General features: G+C 67.8%; 15 protein-coding genes and 2 tRNA genes. 8 read left to right on the plus strand and 9 right to left on the minus strand.

Annotated elements, in window-relative coordinates; translation table 11 throughout:
• Positions 1-25: 25 nt before the first annotated feature.
• The 4 genes from ACXJKQ_RS12040 (at position 26) to ACXJKQ_RS12055 (ending at position 3,486) form a co-directional block, all read left to right on the plus strand.
• Positions 26-958: a PhnA-like protein gene (locus tag ACXJKQ_RS12040; RefSeq protein WP_457105976.1), complete on the plus strand. Its 933-nt coding sequence runs from the start codon at positions 26-28 to the stop codon at positions 956-958.
• Positions 959-1,014: 56 nt separating this feature from the next.
• Entirely contained in the window at positions 1,015-1,218 is a 204-nt protein-coding gene (locus ACXJKQ_RS12045; protein WP_457105977.1) for a CsbD family protein, read from the plus strand.
• 311 nt (positions 1,219-1,529) lie between these two features.
• Positions 1,530-2,945 carry a TAXI family TRAP transporter solute-binding subunit gene (locus ACXJKQ_RS12050; protein WP_457105978.1) on the plus strand — a complete coding sequence of 472 codons (1,416 nt, stop codon included), beginning with the start codon at positions 1,530-1,532 and terminating at the stop codon, positions 2,943-2,945.
• 64 nt (positions 2,946-3,009) lie between these two features.
• Positions 3,010-3,486, plus strand: coding sequence for a YidB family protein (locus ACXJKQ_RS12055; RefSeq protein WP_457105979.1), 477 nt, complete (start codon positions 3,010-3,012; stop codon positions 3,484-3,486).
• 71 nt (positions 3,487-3,557) lie between these two features.
• Here ACXJKQ_RS12055 and ACXJKQ_RS12060 read toward each other — a convergent pair whose 3' ends face one another.
• The 7 genes from ACXJKQ_RS12060 to ACXJKQ_RS12090 form a co-directional block, all read right to left on the minus strand.
• The gene (locus ACXJKQ_RS12060) at positions 3,558-4,544 is read right to left on the minus strand and encodes an ABC transporter substrate-binding protein (RefSeq protein WP_457105980.1); all 987 of its coding nucleotides are present in this window, start codon (positions 4,542-4,544) and stop codon (positions 3,558-3,560) included.
• A gap of 137 nt (positions 4,545-4,681) precedes the next feature.
• On the minus strand, positions 4,682-5,947 hold the full coding sequence (locus ACXJKQ_RS12065) for an adenylate/guanylate cyclase domain-containing protein (RefSeq protein WP_457105981.1): 1,266 nt from the start codon (positions 5,945-5,947) through the stop codon (positions 4,682-4,684).
• Positions 5,944-6,342, minus strand: coding sequence for a response regulator (locus ACXJKQ_RS12070; protein WP_457105982.1), 399 nt, complete (start codon positions 6,340-6,342; stop codon positions 5,944-5,946). Before ACXJKQ_RS12070 ends, ACXJKQ_RS12065 begins: the two co-directional genes overlap by 4 nt.
• A complete protein-coding gene (locus ACXJKQ_RS12075; protein ID WP_457105983.1) occupies positions 6,339-8,384 on the minus strand; it encodes a sensor histidine kinase in 2,046 nt (681 codons plus the stop codon). The genes ACXJKQ_RS12070 and ACXJKQ_RS12075 overlap by 4 nt, the downstream gene beginning before the upstream one ends.
• Complete coding sequence (locus ACXJKQ_RS12080) at positions 8,381-9,358, minus strand: ABC transporter substrate-binding protein (RefSeq protein ID WP_457105984.1); 978 nt, start codon at positions 9,356-9,358, stop codon at positions 8,381-8,383. The genes ACXJKQ_RS12075 and ACXJKQ_RS12080 overlap by 4 nt, the downstream gene beginning before the upstream one ends.
• A gap of 136 nt (positions 9,359-9,494) precedes the next feature.
• Positions 9,495-9,806 carry a hypothetical protein gene (locus tag ACXJKQ_RS12085; protein WP_457105985.1) on the minus strand — a complete coding sequence of 104 codons (312 nt, stop codon included), beginning with the start codon at positions 9,804-9,806 and terminating at the stop codon, positions 9,495-9,497.
• A gap of 397 nt (positions 9,807-10,203) precedes the next feature.
• Positions 10,204-10,277, minus strand: a tRNA-Gln gene (locus ACXJKQ_RS12090).
• A 178-nt stretch (positions 10,278-10,455) separates the two neighbouring features.
• Between ACXJKQ_RS12090 and ACXJKQ_RS12095 the strand changes: the two genes are divergently transcribed.
• From ACXJKQ_RS12095 to ACXJKQ_RS12105, 3 genes are all read left to right on the plus strand, one after another.
• Positions 10,456-10,545 (plus strand) — tRNA-Ser (locus ACXJKQ_RS12095).
• Positions 10,546-10,624: 79 nt separating this feature from the next.
• The gene (locus tag ACXJKQ_RS12100) at positions 10,625-10,885 is read left to right on the plus strand and encodes a hypothetical protein (RefSeq protein WP_457105986.1); all 261 of its coding nucleotides are present in this window, start codon (positions 10,625-10,627) and stop codon (positions 10,883-10,885) included.
• Positions 10,882-11,085, plus strand: a complete 204-nt coding sequence (locus tag ACXJKQ_RS12105) for a hypothetical protein (RefSeq protein WP_457105987.1) — start codon at positions 10,882-10,884, stop codon at positions 11,083-11,085. The genes ACXJKQ_RS12100 and ACXJKQ_RS12105 overlap by 4 nt, the downstream gene beginning before the upstream one ends.
• Positions 11,086-11,221: 136 nt before the next feature.
• Here the strand turns inward: ACXJKQ_RS12105 and ACXJKQ_RS12110 are convergent, their stop codons facing one another.
• Together ACXJKQ_RS12110 and ACXJKQ_RS12115 are read right to left on the minus strand one after the other, a co-directional pair.
• The gene (locus ACXJKQ_RS12110) at positions 11,222-11,755 is read right to left on the minus strand and encodes a GrpB family protein (protein WP_457105988.1); all 534 of its coding nucleotides are present in this window, start codon (positions 11,753-11,755) and stop codon (positions 11,222-11,224) included.
• A gap of 294 nt (positions 11,756-12,049) precedes the next feature.
• A complete protein-coding gene (locus ACXJKQ_RS12115) occupies positions 12,050-12,334 on the minus strand; it encodes a hypothetical protein (RefSeq protein ID WP_457105989.1) in 285 nt (94 codons plus the stop codon).
• 197 nt (positions 12,335-12,531) lie between these two features.
• On the opposite strand from ACXJKQ_RS12115, the gene ACXJKQ_RS12120 reads away from it, so the two are divergent.
• Positions 12,532-14,703 carry a hypothetical protein gene (locus tag ACXJKQ_RS12120; RefSeq protein ID WP_457105990.1) on the plus strand — a complete coding sequence of 724 codons (2,172 nt, stop codon included), beginning with the start codon at positions 12,532-12,534 and terminating at the stop codon, positions 14,701-14,703.
• The last annotated feature ends 697 nt before the right edge of the window (positions 14,704-15,400 follow it).

Raw genomic sequence — 15,400 nt, forward strand, 5'->3', positions numbered from 1 at the left:
ACGAACCACCACCCGGAGTGACAGCGTGACCATCCAGACCACCGCATCCCCTCTTTCCACCCCCGCCTCCCACCTCGCCGCCGCCGACACGCGCGCCGTCCTGCTCAACGAGGTCTCCTGGGGGGCGATCTTCGCCGGTGCCGTCACCGCCCTGGTGACCCAGGTCATCGTCAACCTCGTCGGCGTCGGCGTCGGCCTGGCCTCGGTSGGCACCACCGCCGCCGACAACCCGGCCGCCTCGACMGTGTCGATGGGGGCGGGTGTCTGGTTCGTCGCCTCCGGGATCGTCGCCTCGCTGGCCGGCGGCCTGATCGCCGGCCGGCTCTCGGGCAAGCCSCTGCCGGGCGCGGCCGCCCTGCACGGCCTGGTGTCCTGGGCGGTGACGACGCTSGTKGTCCTGTACCTGTTGACCTTGGCGGCGAGCGGCTTCGTGGGCGGCACGCTGAGCACGGTCTCGGGGGCGCTTGGGGGCGCCGGTAACCTCGTCGGCGGCACCGTGCAGACCGCCGCCCAGGCCGCGGCGCCGTCGCTGTCGAAGATCACCAACCCGCTGGACGGCATCGAGCRGACGGTCCGCCAGCAGGCCGCCGGCCAGGACCCGCAGGCCGCCCGCGACGCCGCCGTGGCGGCCATCAAGGCGCTGTTCACCGGGGATGCCGGGCAGAAGCAGCAGGCCGAGGCGCGCGCCGCCGACGCGCTGGCCAAGGCCCAGAACATCGCGCCCGACCAGGCCCGCCAGCAGGTCCAGGATTACGAGAAGCAGTACGAGCAGGCGGTGGCCACCGCCAAGCAGAAGGCCGAGGCCGCGGCCGTGACGGCCAAGTCCGCCGCCACCCAGGGCGCCTTCTACGCCGCCCTCGCGCTGATCCTCGGTGCGCTGGCCGCGCTCTTCGGGGGCCGCCTCGGCGCCCCCAAGCCCGCGACCCTGCTCGGCGCCTACGAGACCCGGCGCGCCTGATCGCCCCGCGGCCGGATCCACCCCGATCCCACCCCCAACCGCAAGGAGCGCACGCGATGAGCAGCACCACCGACAAGCTCAAGGGTCTGGCCAACGAGGCCGTCGGCACCGTCAAACAGGCGGCCGGCAAGGCCACCGGCAACGACAAGCTCGTGGCCGAGGGCAAGGCGCAGGAGCTGAAGGGCGAGGCGCAGAAGACGGTCGGCGACGTCAAGGACGGCGCCAAGACCCTCGCCGACAAGATCACCGGCACGCACTGACCGCGGCCGGATGGGGCCGGCCGGACCGGCCCCACCCCCGGATCGCAGAAGCCCCAGCAGCCCGATACAGGAGCCCATCCGATGCCGCGCAAGACCCTGACGGCGTCCGTCGTCCCCGGGCTCGTCGTCCACCTCGGTCGCCGTCACGCACGGCGTGATCGCAGCGGCCGGACATCCTGAACGGTGACCCGACGCGGCCCAGCACATAGGACCGGCACGTCGTCGTTGCGCGCCGCGCCGGTCCGTCCGGCGACCCGCCGCTGGCGTGCCCGCCGCCCGATCGGATCGTGCCACCTGCGCGAGCAGAGGCCGTGAGGCGCGTCGGCCACCTTTTTCTGCGTCAGGAATTCGTCTTCCTGGCGCTTGCCATTATGCTGATCGCCGGTGCCGCCGTGGCCTACTGGGCCTCGCGCGCCACCGTCCTGACCGTCGCAGTGGCGCCGCGCGACGGCACAGAGCCGGCCCTGATCCAGGCCTATGCCGATGCCCTGGCCAAGCGCCACAAGGAGATCCGCCTGCGGATCCTGCCCTTCGACGACGTCCGGGACAGCGCCGAGGCGCTGCGCGACGGACGCGTCGATCTGGCGATCGTGCGTCCCGATGTCGATCTCCCCGACAACGGCCTGACCCTCGCCATCCTGCGCGATCAGGCGCTGATCATCGCCGCACCCGAGGCCTCCGGCATCGACCGCTTCCCCGACCTGGATCGCAAGCGGCTCGCGATCCTCGCCCATCGGGACGCCGACGAGGCGCTCATCCGCGCCATGCTCGATCATTACGGTCTGACCCTGGTCGCGCCGGAGCCGGAGGGCGCCCTGCAGCCACGTCAGGTCGCCCTGATCGAATTGGCGGAGAGCGACCTCGCCGCTGCCTTCGCCCGCAAGCGGATCGACGCGGTGATCTCGGTCACGGCGCCGACGGCGCCGACCGCCCAGCGAATCGTCGGCCTCATCCAGTCGGTGAGCCGTAACCGCAAAGTTTCGTTCGTCGATGTCGAGAATGCCGAGGCCATCGTCGCCCGGATGCCGCGGCTGCAGGTCGTGACCATGCCCGCCGAGACCTTCGGCGGCAGCCCCAAGGTTCCGGCCGACGATGTGCATACGGTCGGGGCCTCGTACCGGCTGATGGCGCGCTCGAACCTCGCCCGTTCGGTCGCGGCCGATGTCACCCAGAACCTCTTCGAACTGCGCAGCGGCATGGCCAATGTGACCCCCGCCGCCGACTACGTGCAGGCGCCCGCCTACGACAGCACCGTCGGGGCGACCAGTGCCCGGCTGCCGATCCATCCCGGCGCGGTCGACTACTTCGAGCGCGAGCAGCAGAGCTTCATCGAGCGATACGAGACCTGGATCTACCTGGTCGCCTTTCTCGGGGGTGGCATCGGCTCTGCGCTGGCGTGGATCGGTCAGCGCCTGTCACGCCTGCGGCGCGAGCGCACCGAGGAGGCGACCGACCGGCTGCTGCAGATCCGCCAGGAGGCGCAGGAGACCGGCAACGCCGGACGCCTCGAGATCCTGGCTCGCGAGATCGACGACCTCGCGGGCGACATCGCCAAGCACGCCCTGGAGCGGCCGACCGAGGCCCGGACCATGTCGGCTGCGGCCATCGCCATCGATGCGGCGCGCTCGACCGTGAAGCGCGCCATCACGGCGGGCCGGAGCACGGATGACGGGTCGGCGCTGGCCGGCAGGGCCGTCGCCGCCGACACCGCGTCCAAGGGGGCGTGACCCGTTGCGGCGGCCCACCGCCGTATCACCCGGGCTACGGCCCGCACCAAGGAAGGATGACGCGATGAGCAAGGGATATCCCTCGATGACCGCCCTGCTGGGCCTGCTGGCCGTGGCCGGCTACCAGAACCGCGATCGGATCGCGGAGTGGCTCGGCGGCCACGCCAAGGATGCGCCCCGGTCGCCGCCGCCGCAGGTATCGACCGCAACCGGGTCCACCACGCCGGCGAATCTGGAGCGGCTACTCGGCAGCGCCGGCTCGGCGGGGGTCGGCGGTCTCATCGCCGGCGGCCTGACCGAACTCGTCGACCACTTCACGAAGGGCGGCCACGCCGAGACCGCGCGATCCTGGATCGACCACGGGCCGAACCGCGATATCCCGACCGCCGATCTCGAGCGCGTGATCGGGCCGGAGACCCTCGAGGCCCTCGAGCAGCGGACCGGCTTGAGCAGGAGCGAGCTGCTGGCGCGACTCTCGCGCGACCTCCCGTCTGCCATCGACCGTTACTCGCCGGACGGGCGCCTGCCGGCCTTCAGCTGATCGGTCCCGCCAAGACAGGCCATCGCGGCACCACGGGCGGCGCTCCTGCGTCCGCGCGGCGGTGCCGCCCGCTAATCGACCAGCTCGTCCACCTTCGCCATCAGGGAGGGCGAGATGGTTAGCCCGAGGGTGGCCGCCGTCTTCAGGTTCAGCAGCATCAGAAATCGATCGCTCGCCTGGACGGGAAGGTCGCCAGCGACGGCGCCGCGCAGGATCCGATCGACATAGCCGGCCGCCCGCTGGACGTCCTGCTCGACGCTGGTCGTGTAGGCGGCAAGTCCGCCGAGACGCACCGGTGCCGCGTAGGCATAGACCGCGGGCAGGTGATACGTGGCGGCCAGTTCCACGATCTGCGGACCGTAGACGCCCGTCACCGCGTCCGGCAGCGCGATCAGCCCGCTTTTCGGCTGCTCGGCGAAGCGGGTGATCGCCGCCTCGATCTCGGCGGCATCGTGCACGCCTGCGATCTGAGCCTGGATACCAAGCTCCGGGCCGATGCGCGCCAGCTCGGCCGCATAGCCCGCGAGGCGCGCAGGATAGTCCGGATTGAGCAGCGCCAGCGCCCGCACGACGCCGGGGCTGAGTTCCTTGAGCAGCTGAAGCCATTTGCCGACGAGGGTGAAGTCGAAGTTTGTGAAGCCGGTGAGATTGCCGCCGGGTCGTGCTAGGCTGGACACGAAGCCGCCGCCCACCGGATCCTGAAGCATCATGAACACGACCGGCGTGGTCGTCGTGGACCGCTGGAGCGCGGTCGCTCCGACAACGCCCTGCGCGAGCACGACGTCGGGATTGCGCGCCAGGATCTCCTCGGCCTGCCGGCGCATCCGCTCGGCGTCGCCATTGCCGTAATGCAGATCGACCGCGAGGTTCTGCCCCCAGGTCCAGCCGGCGCGCTGGAGGCTTTCCCGGAGTGTCTCGTCGATCACGGCGCTGTCGGGATGGTCTGCGCCGTAGACCAGCAGGATCCCCAGACGACGCTGGCCCTTTGCCTGACCCATGGCCAGCGACGGCCACGCGGCCGTACCGCCCAGGCCCGCGATGACGTCGCGTCGTCTCATGCATCGCTCTCCCGCCGACGACCCGTCCGACCGCCTCGGCCGGGCGAGGCTTCGTTCGCGCCCCGGAAGACCCTACCATGCGCCGCCTTACGTCCGGGCTGTCGCGGACCTGCTATGCGGGTCCGCCGGGGCGACCGTCAGCGGACCTCCACCCGGCTCCCGCTCGCACCGTTCAGGAGGCGTTTCAGGTGAAAGGCCGCGACCCCGTCGTCCGCACGCAGTCCGACCAGGGCCGCGAAGGCCGACAGGGCTCCCGCTTCGCCGGCCTCGAGCTTCGCGTAGGCCTCCTGATACCGATCGAGCAGGGTGCCGTCATAGGCGGCTTCCGTGAGGGGTTCGTAGGCGCGCAGCGACGTCTGCTTGCCGCGCAGGAGCAGATCCCCGAGGGGGCGACCGCGGAACTGCCCGGCCCGGATAACGACGGCCTCGCTGACGCAGATCCGTGTCCCGAAGGCCTTGTTGGCGTTCTCGAGGCGCGCCGCGGTGTTGATGGTGTCGCCATAGGCCGTGTAATCGAAGTATCGGCCGCCGCCGAAATTCCCCACGATCGCCGGCCCGGCATGGACGCCGATCCGGGTCACGCCGATCTCGATCCCGCGCTCGCGCCAGCGGCTCCGGAAGCCCTCCGCCGCCTGATCGAGGGCGAGCGCGCAGTCGACCGCCCGGGCGGCATGGTCGGGCTGGTCGCCCGGCGCGCCGAACAGCACGTGCAGCGCGTCGCCCACGATCTTGGCCACCGTGCCCTCGTGGGCGAACACCACATCGGTCATCTCGGCGAAATAGCCGTTCAGGATCTCGGCGAGCTGCAGCGGATCGAGGCTCTCCACCAGACCCGTGAAGCCGGCGATGTCCGTGAACAGGGAGGCCACGTCGCGCCGGTGGCCGCCGAGTTCCAGGCCCGACGCGTCCCCGGCGAGCCGCTCGGCGAGGTTCGGCGAGAAGTACCGCGCCAGGGAGGCATGGGCGCGTTCGGCCAGCGATTGCCGCCGCCGTCCTTCGCGCAACTCCTCGACGTGCCGCAAGGTCCGCTCGATCGTCGTCTCGAGATCGGTGAAGTCGATCGGCTTCGTCAGGAAGTCGAAGGCGCCCCGGTTCATCGCTGTGCGGATGTTGGCCATGTCGCCGTAGGCCGAGACGATGATGGTGGACGGCCGCTCGGCGAGGTCCTGCAGCTTGGCGAGCAGCGTGAGCCCATCCATGCGGGGCATGTTGATGTCGGAGACGACCAGATCGACGTCGCGGTGCTCCGCAAGCCGTTCCAGCGCCTCCTGCCCGTCATGGGCGAACAGGAACGCGACCACGCCCTGGCGGATCTGCCGACGGAATTTCTGGGTGATCAGCGCCTCGAGATCCGGTTCGTCGTCGACGACGAGGATCTTGGCACCGGTGCGGCCCGGGGTCATTCGGCCCCCGCGAACGCGGCCAGGCGTCTGTCGATCTCGGCCTTCAGCAGGGCGAAATCGATGGGCTTGGTGATCAGGCCCACCGCACCGGCGGCCTGGACCTTCGCGCGCGTCTCGGCATCGCCGTAGGCCGTGATCATGATCACCGGCACGTCGGGCCGGGCTTCGCGCACCAGCGGCAGCAATTCGAGGCCAGTCATCCCGGGCATGTTGATGTCCGAGAACATCAGGATCAGGCTCGGCCCGGTGGACCCCGTGATGCGCTCGAGGGCCTCGGCGGCCGAATGCGCGAAGTCCATCGCGAAGCGGCCGGCACGCAGCTCGCGGCGAAACTGCTGGCGGAACAGGTCGGTGACGTCGGGTTCGTCGTCGACGACGAGGATCAAGACGTTCATGGTTTGCTCTCGGCCTCCGTCGCCGATCCTGGGGGCGCGGCGTACATAGGCCCGGCCATCGTCGCGCCCTGGCGCGGCACGATGAGGGTGAATTCCGTGTACGCGCCCGGCTCTGTAGCGATGTCGATCGTTCCGCCGTGCTGTTTGACCACGATATCGTGGCTCAGGGACAGGCCGAGGCCCGTGCCCTCTCCGGCCGGCTTTGTGGTGAAGAACGGGTCGAACATCTTGGCCTTGACGCCCTCGGGAATGCCGGTGCCGTTGTCGCGCACGCGGATCTCGATGCCATCGCCCCGATCCCGGGTGCTGACCGAGAGCGTCGGCTCGTAGCCCTGCTCAGCGCCCTCGGCCTTCTTCTCGGTGGCATAGAAACCATTCGACATCAGGTTGAGAAGGACCCGCGTGATCTCCTGGGGGTAGATGTCGGCGATCCCGGCGGCAGGATCGTAGTCGCGCACGAGGGTCACGTTGAATCCGGGCTTGGCCGCCCGGGCACCGTGATACGCAAGATTCAGGCTCTCCTCGACCAGTGCATTGACCTCGACCGGGCGATGCTCGCTCGATCCGGTGCGCGAATGCAGCAGCATGTTCTTGACGATGGAATCCGCACGCTTGCCGTGCTGGACCACCTTGTCGAGGTTGCCCTTCAGAAGTTCGGCGATCTCGTCGACCTCCCGCCGCATCTCCGGATCGAGGGCGGTCGGTTCGAGCACATCCCGAAGCTCGTCCACGAGTTCCTTCGACAGCGAGGCGAAGTTGTTGACGAAGTTCAGTGGGTTCTTGATTTCGTGGGCGATGCCGGCGGTGAGCTGCCCCAGCGACGCGAGCTTCTCGGACTGGACGAGACGGCTCTGCGCCTTCTGAAGATCGTCGAGTGACCGGTTGAGGTCGCGGGTCCGCTCTTCGACCTTCGCCTCCAGGGTCTCGTAGGAATCCTGCACCCGGCTCGCCATGGTGTTGAAGCGATGGGCCAGGGTCTCGATCTCGTCGCCGGTGCGGATCACGATGCGCTCGGACAGGTCTCCGGCGCCGAAGCGCTCCGCACCGTCCTCGAGCTGGCGGATGGGAACGACCATGCGCCGGGCCAGGAAGGTGCCCGCCACGGTCGCGAGCAGCACGCCGAGTCCCATCAGCGACGTGGTCTGAATGACCGATTCCAGGGCCGGTCCCATCGCGTCGCGCAGTGATTCCTGGACAAACACGATCCAGTCGACACGGGGGATGCTGGCATGCGCCGCCAGAACCCAGCCACCGTCGATTCCCGTTGTGATCTCATAGTCCTGCCCGGCCGTCCGGGAGCCGGGCAGCGCCGTCGCGACCTCCGGAAGGCCGGACAGGTCCGTGTCGCGCAGGACCAAGCTGAGATCCGGATGCGCGATCAGCCGTCCGGTCGCAGTCGTCACGAAGGCGTAGCCGTGGTCGCCGACGTTGATGGCGCTGACGACGTCCCAGATCAGCTTCAGGTTGACCTCGGCGACGGTGACGCCCGGGTCGCGCCCGGCATGCGCCACCGACACGGTCATGTACGGTTCCGAGCCCCGCCGGAAATAGACGGGGCCGAACCATGTCTTCTGGCTCAGCGCCTGGGTGAACCGTGGCGAGGTGGAGAAATCCTTGCCGCTCGCGATGACGTCGGGCTCCAGCCGCGACACTCGCAGCTGTTCCTTGCCGGCTGGATCGAGGTAGGCCACCTCGGTGATCGCCGGCGCCTGACGCAGGAGCCGGATGAAATCGTAGCGCTGCTGCTCGGCGGAGACCCGCCGCCATTCGGCGCGGGTCGTCCAGCCGATCTGGCTCTCGATCCCGGCGAGGAAGGCCTCGACGCGTTCGGCCGCCGCCCGGGCTTTGGTGCGCTGCGTCTCGATCGCCGTCCGCTTGGCGTCCTGGTAGTTCAGCGTCAGATCGACGGCGCCGTTGATGAGCAGCACCAGGCTGACGAGGCCCACGAAGGCCACGGCGAACTTCGCCGAGAGCGGCAGCCGGAGCCAGCGCGGCACCGTGTTGGACTCCGCCGGGACAGCGAGCAGGCGCGGCGCCGTCACTCGACGATCTCGTCGGCTTGGGCGAGGAGGGCCGACGTGATGTCCACGCCGAGGCTGCGCGCCGTCTTGAGGTTCACGATGAAGTCGAACTTCGTGGGCGCCTGGATCGGCAGGGACGCCGGGTTGTCGCCGTGGAGGATGCGGTCGACATAAGTCGCGGCCCGTCGGACCACCTCGACCGGATCCGGACCGTACGACATCAGGCCGCCGCGCCGGGCGAAGCGCTGGATGGCGAACACGGCCGGGATCCGATGGCTGGCGGCCAGTGCGACGATGTGGTCGCCGTTGGCCTCGCTGAAGGTGCCCGGCGCGACGATGATCCCGGCCTGACCCTGGCGTGCCAGATCCGAGATGACCGGTTCGATGGCGTCGGCCGTCTCGACCTTCACGACGGTGGGTTCGATCCCGAGGCTGGCTGCCGTGGCCTGGAAGTGCTCCGCGTAGAGATTGTTGCCTTTGACCACGGTGCTCGGATTCGACAGCAGGGTCACGCGGCGCAGGGTCGGCACTGCCTCCTTCAGGGCCGCGAGCCATTTGCCCCCCAGCATCGGCTCGTACAGCGTGAATCCCGTGATGTTGCCGCCCGGCCGCTGGAGGCTCACGGCATAGCCGAAGCCGACTGGATTGGAGGCTCCGACGAACACGATCGGGATGTCCCGGGTCAAGGCGGACACCGCGGAAAGCTGCGCACTGAGATACGTGAAGATGACCCGCGGCTGCCGGGCGACGAGTTCTGCCGCCAGGGCGCGTGTCCGCTCGGGGTCGGCCCCGTCCCACCGATCCTCGATGGCCAGGTCCGCCTGGCCGCGGTCACGCAGCGCGCCGTGGAACGCCGCCGCCAGGGCTCGACCTTCGGCATCGCTCTCCGCGAACGGCCAGAACGCGGCCACGTGGCCCCGCGTCTGCGCCCCGGCTGCGGAGGGCCATCCCGACAGGACCCACGGCAGGCCAGCGATGACGGTTCGCCGCCGCATTCGAGTATCGCGCCCGTTCATGCCAGAGGTCCCCGCCCCGCGGACCGGACCGCAGGCACGCCCAGCCCCGGCGATCGACCGCCGGAGCATAGTGCAAGCTCGGCCTTGACACCACGCGCGGTCCCGCGCGCGGTTATCAAAATGCCAGCCGCATCCCGCCGACGATGTTTCGCGGCGCACCCGCGAACACCGATCCGGTGGTCGCCAGCGCGGCGGTGCGGTTCTGGAGGCCGGTCGGGCCGCTGATCCCGTTGGCGAGGTTCTGTGCGGAGGCGACGTCGGTCGTGCCGAACAGGTTGTATACCTCAAGGTGCAGGCTGAGCCGTTTCGCGTAACCGGCCGTCAGCGCCGTGGCGTAGTGCAGGTTGGCGTTGACGACCGCGTGGCCCGACGCCTTCAGCGAGGAGCCGTTGTCGCGGTGGAAATCGCCCTGGACGACCGCCTCCACGAAGGCGCCGGGTCCGGCGAGCGGACCGCTTGGCAGGTCGTAGCCGAGGCGGGCTAGAAGCTGGTGAGCCAGGGCCGTCCGACGGATGCTCGGTGCCGATGACCCCGCCTGAATGACTGAGGGCTTGGCGGGCAGCGTGAAACCCAGGACAGCTTGGAGCAGCAGCGCTGAGAGCGCATCCTTGCCGATGATCGCGCGTCCCCCGACCCTCTGAGGCTTGCGACGATACAGGGTCCGATTCAGGCAGCCGCGCTACGGGGCGTCAATCGATCGACCGAGCACGGCCAAGTCCAATCCCGGACTTCGGGATGGGTGATGATCATGGCTATCCCCTGCTGACCCTGGACTAGAGGCAACAAAAAACCCGCCAGATCCAGGATCGGGCGGGCTGCCTGTGTGGCTGGGGGACCTGGATTCGAACCAGGACTAGAGGAGTCAGAGTCCACCGTTCTACCGTTAAACTATCCCCCAATCAGCCGTCAGCCCGGTGCATCCGAAGTTCGAGATGACAGAGCGACGCCCGTGCCGCATCGAGCGGCTTCGGGCGTGGGCGGTGGGATATGCGGAATGCTTCGAGAGGTCAACCGGTTGTTCTGCGGTTGACGCGACCTCCACCACGGCCCTAACCGTGAGGCCGCGGATACCGCCAGGAAGGGTGGCCGAGTGGTTTAAGGCAGCGGTCTTGAAAACCGCCGTGGGGGCAACTCCACCGTGGGTTCGAATCCCACCCCTTCCGCCAGCGGGCATCGACCGCGCGGCGTAAATTCCGCCGGCCGGCGGTCTAGCCCACCATCTGCCCCACCAGAGAACGGGATGCGATGGTCGAGGAAGCGCCGATTGTCTCAGAGCTTCGCAGAGCCCTGGAGGCCAGCGACCAGGAGTCAGTTGCCGCGGCGGACGCGGTGCTGCCCGACCTCGCCGCCGAATCGCACCCGCCCGCCGAGGGCTTCACTCTCGATCATGTCGAGACATCGCGGACCAGAGCCCGTGCGGACGAGGCGTCGACCGCCGACGGGGCAACTGGAGCGTCCAATCTGGTCCGGATCGCGAACTTTCGGGCGCATTCGGTGAAGGGATGAGCGGCATCCATCCCAATTCCGACCAAGAGTCGACCGCCAGGCGCCTGATGGAGCGGTTGCGTAGCTTCGCGCAGGGACTTGGTATGAGCGACACGGATGCCCGCCAGATCATCGATCGTGTGATCGCCTCGGACCCGTCAGCGGGGGATGGACACCTCATGGCGAAGGCGCGCACCTGGATCCTGACCGCGCTGGCCTAGCGGCAGTTGACGACACCGACCTGATCCTTGAGGCGATCGCCACGCTGCGGGCCGCCGACGTCGATGTGGCCCCGATCGGCAACCTCGGCTGAGCCTGAAAGCCGTCGCCTCCTTCAAGGAAGCGGCTTCGACTCACTCAGGAACGTTGCCAATCGGCCAAGGCCGCGGCTTGGACAGCTTCGATCCACGCACTCTTGCCCGCGCCATAGTCTTGGGAGTCGTCGGGATGAAGTTCTCGGCAATGCGCCTTCTCGTGTTGGTAGACGGCAACAATCCCCGGTCTTTTGCGTAGGTAGCTCCGAAACGCGAGATGGCGGTCGATATCCGGCGCGTCGACGCCGCAGCAATGCAGTTGAACAAGACGCCGTCCAGTGTCCGGCTCAGTCTTCGCAGCGTAACGCCGTCCGGAAGGCCCGAATTCACCCCACAATTCGTAGCAGGCCTGTTCGAGAACATTCCTCCTGAGGTCCAGGTCGTCAAGACCTCGGGCAACAGGTAGGAGGTCGAGAATGGGCTTTGTCCTCAAGCCTGGGACAGCCGTTGATCTAACGTGGTGGACGGTCAGCAGGTTTGGGCAAAGTGCAGCCTGCAGAACCGAAGCTTCCGTCTGGGCCGATGCCGACCACCGAGGGTCGTGATCGACCAACGCAACCTTAAAGGGTGGCGGCATCGGCTTCGGCAATCCGATTGACTGATACGCCGCGTCGCATTTCCTGCTGCGGCTTCGCAACAGGTCGTCGAGAGCTCTCTCACGCCACTCCGATCGCAAGCCGACCGGCGGAAATCCACCCAACCGCGACGTTCAGCTGGTCGCGGCGGCTACTCCGCACCTGGCAGAAGGACGCTTGTCCGCTTCGGACGAGGTCCGCTGGAACATCGGACGGTCCGGTCGTGACCGAAGCCGGTCCGTGTTGGCTATCCTGCCTCAGGCTTCCGACCAGCCAATGAGTCGGCGTTCCATCGCTCATCGTCCAACCTTCACAGGCATCAAGCTTTTGCGGTCGATTTCTGGAATCTTCGTCATCTGTTCGAAGGGCACGACCGCCATCACGTGACCATCCGGCATCTTGATGACGTTGAATTGCTTGCCGGTGATCTTATCGGTCGCCATCGCGACCATGAGCTGCATCGGCTCGAACGGCGTGACGACAAAATCGTGCCCCCAGGCGCCGACAATGCTCGATAAGGAGGCCATGGCCACGCCCGTGCCGGCGAGGAGTGCGACAGCCGGCAGAATTGCGCGCCTCATGAGACATCCCTTCCGGTTCGATCGTTGGGATTTCGCGCTCCGCGCTGAGCAGTTACCGGGACTGGATCATCATCGCCCGCCTCGTATCGGAGAGTCGACGTCGAAAGAGGAGCACGGCAAAGAGAAATCCCGATGACGCCGTATGTGTTCCGACTGTTGCGGCAACCGTCGGTGCCTTCAGTCAGGGTGGGGGCGCAATGAGCGTGGAACGGGTGACGGCGCAGGCCGAACAGCGGCGCTCCCCACGGCGGATTGCCATCAGGCCGGTCCGTGGGGTCGTATACGCGCTGCGTACCACGATCCGGATTGCCGGCGCGCTCGTCCTCGGCGCCCTCGGGATCCTGTTTCTGAACTACGTCGTGCTTTCGACCGACAAAGCGCACGCCTATCGCAACCTCGATCCGAGCCTTGCCGAATGCCGCGACGGGCTCGCGAGGGGTTGGACGGTCCTCGCCGATACTGGCCGCGAGACCTTGCGGGCGACGATGGAGTCCGATGGCGACGGCTGGGTCGACGCGAGCAACGACGAAGGCGCGGTGATCGCGACGGATGCGCGGTGGGCGACACGGCTGCGCTGCGCCCTTCAGCGCCACGTTGTCCCGGCCCGCGAGGCCGGCGGGCAGGATCTGTCCTACCACCTCGGCTTCATCGAGTTCCAGGAGGACGGCGAACCTTACGCACTGGTCTCCCGCGAAGGGGCGAGCGACGCCGCCATCGACAGCGCGATGCTTCGCCACGCCATGGAAACCGAGATGCGGGCCAAGAGCATGCCGGCCACGATGGTCAAGCCCGTCATCACTCAGCTCGACGCGCTGAAGAAGCATCTTTCGACGGGGTCGCACTATGTGATCGCGTTCGTCCACGGCTGGCGGCACGATGCGCGGATCGGCGACGGCAACGTGGCGGACCTCCGCCTCTACGCGGCCCACGCCGCCCGTTTCCTCGCACAGCGCTGCCCGAGCGACCCGAGCGTCTGCGACATGGATGTGACGGCCATCTATGTCGGCTGGCGCGGGGCGCGGGTCGACGAACGCGGCCTGCAGCTCTGGTTCGGCAACGCGATCGGCGGTTTCTTTGGAAACCTGTCGGCCGGCGCCACCCTGTTCGATCGAAAGCCGGTGAGCGAGGCCGTCGCCCCTGCGGCGATCTCAGCCCTCCGCACGCTCGAGACGACCCTCAGCGCGCCGGGGGCGCACAACAAGCTGATCGTTGCCGGGCACAGCCTCGGCGGCAACATGCTGGCGAGCGGGCTCAAGGACGACGTGGTCAAGGCGGTGCGCCGCCATCGGTTCGGAGAGACGTTGCCGCCGGTCCTCGGCAATCTCGTGGTCCTGATCAATCCCGCCTCCGAGGCGAGCAAATGGACCGCGATCCAGCGCGAGGTCTGGATGAAGCTGGCCGACCATGCCGACGCGAACACGCCGGCCTCCGAGGTGGCGCACGACGACGGCTACTTTCCGGCCGACCAGAGGCCGGTCCTCATGTCGGTGACTGCGGCCCTGGCTTTCCCCGCGGGCGGCCTGAGACCCGGGGATTGCGCGTGGATCGGCCTCGATGTCGACGACGCCTTCGCCGCCGCCCGCCGGAAGATCCGGAGCCGACTCTCGGCGACGGACAGCATGTTCGATGCGGGCGTTGACTACGATTGGGCGACGCACGACCTGTTCCCAACCTTCAAACTCGATTTTCGCCCGGCCGCGAGCTTTCTTGACCGTGTGGCGGCACGGTTCGAGGGCCGTCAGCCCCGTGGCGAAAGCTGCAGTCCTCCTCCGCCCGTCGGCCTCGGCCCCGGCCTGCTGACGCTGCCGCTGCGCACCCTGTCGCTGCTGGCTGCAACCTTCCCCTTCCAGAACACCGCGCGCGAGGATTCGCACACCATCGGCAATCTCGACCCGCCGCGGCCGGCTGCCGGCGTTCTCGCTGATGCCCAACCTTCGGCTGCGCCTTTCGGCACGACTCACGAACTTCTCGGGCTCAATGCTCCAGGTCTCGAGCGGCACCATGCCTATGCCACCCTCGCTGATGCCGCCCTTGACTGCCCGCGCTCCGACCATTGGCTGACCCGAGCCCGAATGGCGCGCGCCGCCAGGCGCGGCTACTTCTGGGATAGCGCCGACCTCGTGCCTGGTCGGTCCGGCGAGAGCGGCCCGGCGGCACGCTTTCTGCACGGCCTTCAGTTGACCGGTATTGCGCCGATCACCCGCCCCAACGACCCTTTCTGGAATGTCCGGGCGTTTGACAACGCCCTCTCGCGTCACGACGGCTACCGGCTGTCTTCGTTCATCTGTGCCTTGAACCAACTCGTCATGGACGACATCACCGATGCTCCATCGTCTATGATCGATCACCGGGACACCCAGCCCCCATAGAGCTTATTCTGAAAGGCCAATGTCGGAAGCGCTTGCCTGGAAGCGGACAGTGGTCAAACCGCCCGCACACCTCATCCATCGCCGCCCGACCAAGCCGGTGTGCGCGCAGCCGATCGTGGCTTCCGCGTCAGATGGGCGACCAGAACTCAGCGACTCGTGCCAGCTCCGGACTCTGAGTGCCGAGCAGGCATGATCGATTTGTGGAGACTATATATTTTCTCGCGCGGCCTGTTCGGAGCAAGCCTTTGCGACCTCCGAGATCGGCAAATTCGAGTGGCCGGCGGCTTTCGATGTGTCGTCCAGGCAAGAGCGCACACGATCTCGCGAAGCACGTCCGCCACTCGCCACGTCGAGCTTGCTCAGTAAATTATCTTTTTCCGTGGGCGATGCCGAAGCCCAAGATTGCATTGTGTCTCCCGCGTCCAACGCCAAGACTGGCGTTGCCATGACAGTGAGAGCGAGTCCACCGACGAGAAGAGCGCGCATTGTTATAGCCTCGGACAACAGCGAACCTGCAGCTGCTCTCGGGCTTCCGTTAGGAAGTGTGGCTACGGTAGACGCTCGGCCCGCACCGGCTCCAGCCCACGAGCAAACGGGTACGCGGACCGAAATAGGTTTTGAACTCACTTGGCGGAGTGCCGATGACTTGGGGCAAAAACGCACAGCTCTCTTTCGCCATCGTGGCAGGTGTTGAGTG

The sequence above is a fragment of the Methylobacterium sp. P5_C11 genome (genome assembly GCF_054049775.1).